Origin of the sequence: Nonomuraea deserti (genome assembly GCF_004348685.1) — a bacterium.
GTDB lineage: Bacteria > Actinomycetota > Actinomycetes > Streptosporangiales > Streptosporangiaceae > Nonomuraea > Nonomuraea deserti.
In genome coordinates this window covers 18907-27533 of the sequence record NZ_SMKO01000132.1, presented here as the reverse complement: position 1 = coordinate 27533, position 8627 = coordinate 18907, and the positions used below count along the sequence as shown (strand labels likewise).

The window sequence follows — 8627 nt, the reverse complement described above, 5'->3', positions numbered from 1 at the left end:
GGGTGGCGCCGAGCACCATGCCGGTGGCCTGCCGGGCGCGGCCGAGGCACCAGAGCTGGTCCCGCCCGTCGTACGGCTGCCGGCCGAGCACGCCGGGGTAGCCCATGGTGGCGATCGTGTGCCTGCCGCCCTGGCTGCGCATCGGGGTGAAGGCGCCGACGGTCTTCTGGAGGGTGCGCTTGCGGGGGCCGAACTCGATGAGGGCGATGTCGTAGACGGAGTTCCAGTCGCCGCCGGTCAGGCCGGTGTAGCCGTCGGGCTTCCACGCCCGCCGGCCGCCCCACCGCCCGTACGGCTCGCGCTTCTTCACCGTGGCCGCCCGCCCGTCGTAGGCGGGGACGAACGCGAAGTGCTGGTGCCAGCGGCCGGTCGCGGCGCCCGCGGGGACGCTGTAGACGCAGTGGGCGGCGGTGGCCACGAGCCTTTCCGCGGCCGAGCGGACGACGGAGGCGCTGCAGGAGTCGCCGTGCCCGCCGGCGTTGACGAAGAAGAGCCTGCCGGTGATCCGGCTGGTGGCCGCGCGAGTGTACGGCCGCCGCACGCGGGCGTACCCGTTGGCGTCACTGCCTGGGGTGAGGCGTTTGGCGGCGGGTACGCTGTGCCGCCGCGCCCCTGCTAGGTCCGCCGTCCCTTCCGGGGCGCCGCGCTGCCCGGGGGAGCTTCCCGGCAGGCCGGTGGCGTCGGCGGCGGCCTGCCGCTCGGCGGTCCAGTAGCGCACGGCGTGTCGCGGGCGCATCGGCGGTGACGACACGGCGCCGGGACGTGCCTGCGCCTGGGCGGGCGGCCGGATGGGGGTGACCGTGCGGACGGCGGGCGGTGCCGGTGCGAGGGTCAGCCACGCCAGCGTGGCCACCACGATGACCAGTGTCTTCGGCACAGCGTCCCTCCCGGACACATCGATACCCTCAGATCACTGTAAGTCACCATTTGTAAACGAAGTGTAGTTCGAGGGTTCGTGTGTCGCCCCGGTCAGCCCGCGGCCGCGCCCGTCCCCGGCGGGGCGATCCCGGCCGTGCGCGCCTCGGACGGCTCGCGGTCGGGGCGCAGGCCGCGCCAGGACGGGTGGCGCAGCCTGCCGTCGCCGGTGACCTCGGCGTACTGCACCTCGCCGACCATCCGTGGATCCACCCAGCGCGCGTCGCGGGCGTCCTCGCGCGGCACCGGCTCGTCGAACGGCGGGTCACGCCGTTCCAGCGGCGTCAGGCGATCGCGCAGGTCGCGGAGCATGGCCTCGGTGAACCCGGTGCCGACATGCCCCACGAACCGCAGCCGCCCGCGCGGGTCGTACGCGCCGAGCAGCAGCGAGCCGACCGTGCCGGAACGCCGCCCCCCGCCCGGTTTCCACCCGCAGATCACGACCTCGGCGGTGCTGACGTTCTTGACCTTCGTCCATTCGGCGCTGCGCCGGCCCGGCCGGTACGGCGAGCTCATCCGCTTGCACACGACTCCTTCGAGCCCGAGCCGGCGGGAGGAGTCGACCGCCTGCCCGGCCTGGTCGGCGAACCAGACGGGCACCTGCCACCGGTAGCCGGGCGTGAGCGTGCTCTCCAGCAGGTCCCTGCGCTCGGTGTACGGCCGCGCGATGACGGCGTGGTCGCCGAGGTGCAGGATGTCGAACGCCATGAACGTCACCGGCACCGTCCTGGCCAGCTCGGCCACGATCCGCGGATTGCGCTGGTGCATCCGGGGTTGCAGCGCCTCGAAGCTGGGCCGTCCCGCCTCGTCGAACGCGACGATCTCCCCGTCGACGACGGCCGCGCGCCGGCCGGTGGCGCCTCCCATGAGCTGCAGTTCGGGGTAGGCGGGGGTGATGTCCTTGGCGTTGCGCGACATCAGGCGCACGGCGCCGTCCTCGATGTAGGCGAGAGCGCGTACGCCGTCCCACTTCATCTCCACGGCCCAGCCCGCGCCCTGGACGGCGGTCAGGGTGCCGAGCTGGGCCAGCATGGGCCTGTAGGCAGGCAGCCGGACCATGGTGCAGGCCGTACCCCGTCCGGCGGGCCGGCAGTGGCCGACGGGGGTCTACAGATGGTCAAGGGGCGCGTTCTCCACGAGGTCGGCCAGGTCGACGCCGTGCTCGCCGAGCTCGGCGACGGTGGTGCAGTAGCCGCGCAGGTAGCTTCTGCCGTTGACCTGGTGGGAGACGCGCAACAGCGGGCGATCATCGAGGATGATCGCCTCGACCAGGATGCCGCCGGGGCCGTGCCACTGTCCCATGCCGGAGAGGGTAAATGAATCGGACATACAGGACAAGTGATATGAAACATCTCGCCCTGTTGTGCGTGGGGAGGCGGCGCACGGTCCTGCCGCGCATCGTCCCTGACACGCGGACGGCGTAAAGGTCCGTAACGTTAACTTTCCCTTGTCATGAGATTTTCGGGCATGGCGCGTTAACGAGTGTCCGGACGGGGCAGCTAGGAGGAGCTCTGGCTTTCCCCGGCCGTGGCCGTGCCCCCGTGACGGCCACGGCCCCCGCCCCGGCAGGCCCGGTCCGGGGCGATGACGGCCGCGGGCGCGGCTTCGGCGAGCGCCGCCCCGCGGCCGTCAAGCGTTCGCATGGTGGACGGATGGGAGTTCGCCGCCCGGACTCCGTAAACTGTCATGGTGATTTCCCGTATCGACATGCGCGGTTCGCTTCCCGCGGACCTGCGCGACGTGCTGCCCCGCGCCGAGCTCGACGTCGAGGCCGCCCTGGAAAAGGTGCGGCCCATCTGCGAGGACGTGCGCCATCGTGGGGCGGCAGCCGTACGGGAGCTGACCGCCAGGTTCGACGGTGTCGAGATCGCCGCCACCCGCGTCCCCGCCGAGGCCCTCGACAGGGCGCTCCGCGAGCTCGACCCCAGGGTCAGGGCGGCGCTGGAAGAGTCGATCAGGCGGGCCAGGCTCGTCCACCGCGACCAGCGGCGCGCCGACGTCACCACCCAGGTCGTGCCCGGCGGCACGGTGACCGAGCGGTGGCTGCCCGTCGAGCGCGTGGGCCTCTACGTCCCCGGCGGCCGCGCGGTCTATCCGTCCAGCGTGGTGATGAACGTCGTGCCCGCCCAGGAGGCCGGCGTCGGCTCGCTGGCCGTGACCAGCCCGGCGCAGAAGGAGCACGGCGGGCTCCCGCACCCCACGATCCTGGCCGCGTGCGCGCTGCTCGGCGTCGACGAGGTCCACTCGGCCGGCGGGGCGCAGGCGGTGGCCATGTTCGCCTACGGCACCGAGGAGTGCCCGGCGGCCACGATGGTCACCGGCCCGGGCAACATCTACGTGGCGGCGGCCAAGCGGCTGCTCAAGGGCCGCATCGGCATCGACTCCGAGGCCGGTCCCACCGAGATCGCCATCCTCGCCGACGAGACGGCCGACCCCGTCCACGTCGCCGCCGACCTGATCAGCCAGGCGGAGCACGACACGATCGCGGCCGCCGTGCTGGTCACCACCAGCGCAGGGCTGGCCGACGCGGTCGAGAAGGAGCTGCCGGGGCAGGTCTCCGCGACCAGGCACTCCGAGCGCATCACCGAGGCACTGAGCGGCAGGCAGTCGGGCATCGTGCTGGTGAGCTCCGTCGACGACGGCCTCAGGGTCGTCGACGCCTACGCCGCCGAGCACCTGGAGATCCACACCGCCGACGCCGCGGCTGTCGCCGCCCGCGTCAGGAACGCCGGGGCGATCTTCGTCGGTCCCTACGCGCCCGTCTCGCTCGGCGACTACCTCGCCGGGTCCAACCACGTGCTGCCCACGGGCGGCTGCGCCTGCCACTCCAGCGGCCTGTCGGTGCAGTCGTTCCTGCGCGGCGTCCACGTCGTCGACTACTCCCGCGAGGCGCTCGCGGGAGCGGCGGCCCACGTGTCGGTGCTGGCCGACGCCGAAGACCTGCCCGCGCACGGCGCCGCGATCCGCGCCCGTTTCGACTGGCGAGTGCCCACGGAGACCGAGTGAACCTCGACGACCTGCCCATCCGCGACGACCTGAGGGGCAAGACGCCGTACGGCGCGCCCCAGATCGACGTCCCGGTCCGGCTCAACACCAACGAAAACCCCTATCCGCCCTCGCCCCGGCTGGTCGACGACCTGGCCGAGGCGGTGCGGGCCCAGGCAGGCGAGCTCAACCGCTACCCCGACAGGGACGCCACCGCCCTGCGCGCCGACCTGGCCGCCTATCTCGGCCACGGCCTGGCGACCGAGCAGGTGTGGGCCGCCAACGGCTCCAACGAGGTGCTCCAGCAGATCCTGCAGGCGTTCGGCGGCCACGGCCGCACCGCCATCGGGTTCGAGCCCTCCTACTCGATGCACCCGATCATCACCAGCGGCACCAGCACCGAGTGGATCCAGGCCAGCCGTGAGTCCGACTTCTCGATCGACCCCGGCAAGGCCGTGGCGGCGATCGAGGAGCACCGGCCCGACATCGTCTTCCTGGCCTCGCCCAACAACCCGACCGGCACGGCCCAGCCGCTGGCCACGATCGAGGCGGTCCTCGCCGCCGCGCACGGCGTGGTCGTGGTCGATGAGGCCTACGCGGAGTTCGCCCGCGAGGGCACGCCGTCGGCGCTCACCCTGCTGCCCGCCCACCCGCGGCTGATCGTCACCAGGACGATGTCCAAGGCGTTCGCCATGGCCGGCACCCGGCTCGGCTATCTCGCCGCGCACCCGGCCGTGGTGCAGGCGCTGCTGCTGGTGCGCCTGCCGTACCACCTGTCCACGCTCACTCAGACGGCGGCGCGCGTGGCGCTGCGGCACCGCGCCGAGCTGCTGGGCACGGTCGACGAGCTGCGGCGCGAACGCGACGACACAGTGGCGTGGCTGCGGTCCAAGGGCCTGCGGGTGGCCGACTCCGACGCGAACTTCGTGCTGTTCGGGCGGTTCCCCGACCGGCGCGCGGTGTGGGAGGGCCTGCTGGAACGCGGGGTGCTCATCCGCGAGGTGGGCCCGCCAGAATGGCTGCGGGTGTCGATCGGCACCGGCGAGGAGATGGCGGCGTTCCGCGCCGCCCTGGAAGGAGTCCTGTGAGTCGCGTCGGCCGCGTCGAGCGTGTTACGAAGGAGACCTCGGTCCTGGTGGAGGTCGGCCTCGACGGCACCGGCCGGGTCGAGGTGTCGACCGGGGTCGGCTTCTACGACCACATGCTGGCCCAGCTGGGCAAGCACGGCCTGTTCGACCTGACGGTCAAGACCGAGGGCGACCTGCACATCGACTCGCACCACACGATCGAGGACACCGCGCTCGCCCTGGGCGCGGCGTTCCGCGAGGCGCTGGGCGACAAGTCGGGCATCAGGCGGTTCGGCAGCGCGTCGTGCCCGCTGGACGAGTCGCTGGCCCAGGTCACCGTCGACCTGTCCGGCCGCCCCTACCTCGTGCACGCCGAGCCCGAGGGCATGGCGCCGATGATCGGCCCCGAATACGACACGACGATGACCCGCCACATCCTGGAGTCGTTCGTCGCGCAGGCCGCCATCTGCCTGCACGTCCACGTCCCCTACGGGCGCAACGCCCACCACATCGTGGAGTCCCAGTTCAAGGCCCTGGCCAGGGCCCTGCGCGAGGCGTCCGAGCCCGATCCCCGCGCCACGGGGGTGCCCAGCACCAAGGGCGTCCTATGACCGAGAACCTCATCGCCGGCGTGATGGTCTTCCTCGGGCTGTTCCTCATCGGCGGGGTGTTCTCCCTGGCCAAGCAGGGGCTCAAGCTCGGTGCGGCGATCTGCGCGCTCGGCGCGGCGATGTCGATCACGGCGGGGGTGTTGTGGTGGTGAGCAAGAACGTGGTGGTGCTCGACTACGGGTCGGGCAACCTGCGCTCGGCCGAGCGCGCGCTGGCCAGGGCCGGCGCCGACGTGACCGTGACGTCCGACTTCGACGCCGCGCTCTCCTGCGACGGGCTGGTGGTGCCGGGCGTCGGCGCGTTCGAGGCGTGCATGGCGGGTCTCAAGGGCGTGCGCGGCGAGCAGATCATCGGCCGCCGCCTGTCCGGTGGGCGCCCGGTGCTGGGCATCTGCGTCGGCATGCAGATCCTGTTCGCCCGGGGGGTCGAGCACGGCGTGGAGACCGAGGGCTGTGGCGAGTGGCCGGGCACGGTGGGGCGGCTAGACGCCCCCGTGCTGCCCCACATGGGATGGAACACCGTCAAGGCGCCCGCCGGCAGCGTGCTGTTCGCCGGGCTCGACCCCGCCACCCGCTTCTACTTCGTCCACTCCTACGGCGTGCGCGAGTGGGAGCTGCAGGCCGGCGACGGCTTCTCCGACCCGCTCGTCACGTGGGCCGAGCACGGCGTGCCGTTCGTGGCCGCCGTGGAGAACGGCCCGCTCATGGCCACCCAGTTCCACCCCGAGAAGTCCGGCGACGCCGGCGCCGCCCTGCTGCGCAGCTGGCTCGGCACGCTGTGAGCGGGCGAACGGGCCGGGAGGCCCGGTGAGCAAGGAACGGGCCCGGCGGCGGGCCGAGCGCGAGGCGGAGCGGGCCCGCGCCATCCGGGCCAACGAACTGCGGCAGGCTCGCCGTGCCCGCCGCCGCGCGCTTCTGGCCCGGGTGATCCCGCGCCCGGCGCGGATCGCCCGCCAGGGCGGCCTGCTCGCCCGCCGCCGCCGCGCCCAGAACGCCGTGGTTGCGCTCGGGCTCCTGCTCGTGCAGGTGATCGTCTGGCTGGTCTGGGGCTCGCTGCCGCTCAGCTTCGGTGTCCTCGTCCTGTCCCTGCTGCTCACACCCGTTGTCGTGACCCTCGCCTTCGACCGGAGGATCTGATGTCGTTGCTGTTGTTGCCCGCCGTCGACGTGGCCGGCGGCCAGGCCGTACGCCTGACCCAGGGCGAGGCCGGCACCGAGACCCGCCACGGCGAGCCCCTCGCCGCCGCGCTCGCCTGGCAGGACGCCGGGGCCGAGTGGGTCCACCTCGTCGACCTCGACGCCGCGTTCGGCCGGGGCGGCAACCGCGAGCTGATCGCCGAGGTCGTCGGCAAGCTGGACGTGAACGTCGAGCTGTCCGGCGGCATCCGCGACGACGACTCGCTGGCCGCCGCGCTGGCCACCGGCTGCCGCCGGGTCAACATCGGCACCGCCGCCCTGGAGAACCCCGGCTGGTGCCGGAAGATCATCGCCGAGCACGGCGACCGCATCGCGGTGGGCCTCGACGTGCGCGGCACCACGCTGGCCGCCCGCGGCTGGACCAAGGACGCCGGCGACCTGTGGGAGGTGCTCGACCGGCTCGAGTCCGACGGCTGCCTCCGCTACGTCGTCACCGACGTGACCAAGGACGGCATGCTCCAGGGCCCCAACCTCGACCTCTACCGCCAGATCTGCGCCCGCACCGACCGGCCGGTCGTGGCCAGCGGCGGCGTGTCGAGCCTCGACGACCTGATCGCACTCGCCTCTCTCGTTCCCGACGGAGTGGAGGGCGCCATCGTGGGCAGGGCCCTGTACGCTCACGCGTTCACGCTGGAAGAAGCGCTTGCCGCGGTACGCGTGTAGCTTCGCCGGGAGGGGGCGGGATGAGCGTCAGCAGCATCGGCATGGAAAACACCGGGCGGAGGGTGTTCTCCGGTGGCGTCTGGGAGGAGAGGTACGGTTACGCCCGCGCTGTCATCGCGGGTGACCGGGTGATCGTGTCCGGGTGCACGGCCACCGTCAAAGGAGAGGTGCGCCACCTCGGCGACGCCTACGAGCAGGCCCTGACCGCGATCGAGATCGCGCTGGCGGCCGTCGCGACCGGCGGCCTGACCCGCGAGGACGTCGTCATGGTCCGCTATTACGTCGTGGAGCAGCGCCACTTCGACCCCGTCGGGCGGGCCATCCACGACGTCTTCCGTGAAGTGCGCCCCGCCTGCACCGGGGTGCGGGTGGCCGGACTGGTCGACCCGAGGATGCTGGTCGAGATCGAAATCGAGGCAATGCGAGCATGACCGTGGCGGTAAGAGTCATCCCCTGTCTCGACGTGGACGCCGGACGCGTCGTCAAGGGCGTCAACTTCGAGAACCTGCGCGACGCGGGCGATCCGGTCGAGCTGGCCAGGCGCTACGACGAGGAGGGCGCCGACGAGCTGACCTTCCTCGACATCACCGCGTCGTCCGGCGAGCGCGAGACCATGCTCGACGTGGTGCGCAGGACCGCCGAGCAGGTGTTCATCCCGCTCACCGTGGGCGGCGGCGTGCGCGCGGTCGACGACGTCAACCGGCTGCTGCGCGCCGGGGCCGACAAGGTGTCGCTCAACACCGCGGCCATCGCCCGGCCCGAGCTGCTCACCGAGGCGTCCCGGCGGTTCGGCGCCCAGTGCGTCGTGCTGTCCGTGGACGCCCGCCGCGCGCCCGGCACCCCGAGCGGCTTCGAGGTGACGACGCACGGCGGACGCCGCGGCACCGGCATCGACGCGGTGGAGTGGGCCGCGCGCGGCGAGGAACTCGGCGTGGGCGAGATCCTGCTCAACTCGATGGACGGCGACGGCACGCTCGACGGCTACGACCTGGAGATGCTGCGCGCGGTCCGGGCCGTCGTGCGGGTGCCGGTGATCGCCAGCGGCGGCGCCGGCCGCCTGGAGGACTTCCCTCCGGCGGTGGCGGCGGGCGCCGACGCGGTGCTGGCGGCCAGCGTGTTCCACTTCGGCACGTTGAAGATCTCCGAGGTCAAGGAGACGCTCCGGATGGCAGGCCACCCGGTCCGCTAGCG

Annotated in this window: 12 protein-coding genes; 9 read left to right on the top strand and 3 right to left on the bottom strand. The window is 72.7% G+C overall.

Annotation, left to right across the window (positions count from 1 at the left end):
• The 3 genes from E1292_RS34480 to E1292_RS34470 all read right to left on the bottom strand — a co-directional run.
• Positions 1-877, bottom strand: an 877-nt coding sequence (locus E1292_RS34480; RefSeq protein ID WP_132600962.1) for a ribosomal eL19 family protein, incomplete at its 3' end; no start/stop codon positions are given.
• 92 nt (positions 878-969) lie between these two features.
• Complete coding sequence (gene ligD / locus E1292_RS34475) at positions 970-1974, bottom strand: non-homologous end-joining DNA ligase (RefSeq protein ID WP_132600960.1); 1005 nt, start codon at positions 1972-1974, stop codon at positions 970-972.
• Positions 1975-2022: 48 nt separating this feature from the next.
• The gene (locus E1292_RS34470) at positions 2023-2217 is read right to left on the bottom strand and encodes a hypothetical protein (protein WP_132600957.1); all 195 of its coding nucleotides are present in this window, start codon (positions 2215-2217) and stop codon (positions 2023-2025) included.
• 387 nt (positions 2218-2604) lie between these two features.
• Here E1292_RS34470 and hisD point away from each other — a divergent pair, with 387 nt between their 5' ends.
• Genes hisD through hisF form a run of 9 tightly spaced genes read left to right on the top strand, consistent with a single transcriptional unit; the run spans position 2605 to position 8625 of the window.
• On the top strand, positions 2605-3921 hold the full coding sequence (hisD, locus tag E1292_RS34465) for a histidinol dehydrogenase (protein WP_132600973.1): 1317 nt from the start codon (positions 2605-2607) through the stop codon (positions 3919-3921).
• Positions 3918-4988 carry a histidinol-phosphate transaminase gene (locus tag E1292_RS34460; RefSeq protein WP_132600954.1) on the top strand — a complete coding sequence of 357 codons (1071 nt, stop codon included), beginning with the start codon at positions 3918-3920 and terminating at the stop codon, positions 4986-4988. The genes hisD and E1292_RS34460 overlap by 4 nt, the downstream gene beginning before the upstream one ends.
• Complete coding sequence (gene hisB / locus E1292_RS34455; protein WP_132600951.1) at positions 4985-5578, top strand: imidazoleglycerol-phosphate dehydratase HisB; 594 nt, start codon at positions 4985-4987, stop codon at positions 5576-5578. The genes E1292_RS34460 and hisB overlap by 4 nt, the downstream gene beginning before the upstream one ends.
• Positions 5575-5730: a CG2302 family histidine operon protein gene (locus E1292_RS51620; protein WP_165974886.1), complete on the top strand. Its 156-nt coding sequence runs from the start codon at positions 5575-5577 to the stop codon at positions 5728-5730. Before hisB ends, E1292_RS51620 begins: the two co-directional genes overlap by 4 nt.
• The gene (hisH, locus tag E1292_RS34450; RefSeq protein WP_132600948.1) at positions 5727-6359 is read left to right on the top strand and encodes an imidazole glycerol phosphate synthase subunit HisH; all 633 of its coding nucleotides are present in this window, start codon (positions 5727-5729) and stop codon (positions 6357-6359) included. Before E1292_RS51620 ends, hisH begins: the two co-directional genes overlap by 4 nt.
• A 25-nt stretch (positions 6360-6384) precedes the next feature.
• Positions 6385-6714, top strand: a complete 330-nt coding sequence (locus E1292_RS34445) for a hypothetical protein (RefSeq protein WP_132600945.1) — start codon at positions 6385-6387, stop codon at positions 6712-6714.
• Positions 6714-7436, top strand: a complete 723-nt coding sequence (gene priA / locus E1292_RS34440; RefSeq protein ID WP_132600942.1) for a bifunctional 1-(5-phosphoribosyl)-5-((5-phosphoribosylamino)methylideneamino)imidazole-4-carboxamide isomerase/phosphoribosylanthranilate isomerase PriA — start codon at positions 6714-6716, stop codon at positions 7434-7436. The genes E1292_RS34445 and priA overlap by 1 nt, the downstream gene beginning before the upstream one ends.
• Before the next feature lie 20 nt (positions 7437-7456).
• Entirely contained in the window at positions 7457-7867 is a 411-nt protein-coding gene (locus E1292_RS34435) for a Rid family hydrolase (protein WP_181958339.1), read from the top strand.
• Positions 7864-8625, top strand: a complete 762-nt coding sequence (gene hisF, locus E1292_RS34430; RefSeq protein WP_132600939.1) for an imidazole glycerol phosphate synthase subunit HisF — start codon at positions 7864-7866, stop codon at positions 8623-8625. The genes E1292_RS34435 and hisF overlap by 4 nt, the downstream gene beginning before the upstream one ends.
• The last annotated feature ends 2 nt before the right edge of the window (positions 8626-8627 follow it).

Excerpts from the sequence above, each read along its gene's own strand:
- priA (WP_132600942.1), top strand. The coding sequence starts at position 6,714 with ATGTCGTTGCTGTTGTTGCCCGCCGTCGACGTGGCCGGCGGCCAGGCC.
- E1292_RS34435 (WP_181958339.1), top strand. The coding sequence starts at position 7,457 with ATGAGCGTCAGCAGCATCGGCATGGAAAACACCGGGCGGAGGGTGTTC.
- E1292_RS51620 (WP_165974886.1), top strand. The coding sequence starts at position 5,575 with ATGACCGAGAACCTCATCGCCGGCGTGATGGTCTTCCTCGGGCTGTTC.
- E1292_RS34470 (WP_132600957.1), bottom strand. The coding sequence starts at position 2,217 with ATGGGACAGTGGCACGGCCCCGGCGGCATCCTGGTCGAGGCGATCATC.
- ligD (WP_132600960.1), bottom strand. The coding sequence starts at position 1,974 with ATGGTCCGGCTGCCTGCCTACAGGCCCATGCTGGCCCAGCTCGGCACC.
- hisF (WP_132600939.1), top strand. The coding sequence starts at position 7,864 with ATGACCGTGGCGGTAAGAGTCATCCCCTGTCTCGACGTGGACGCCGGA.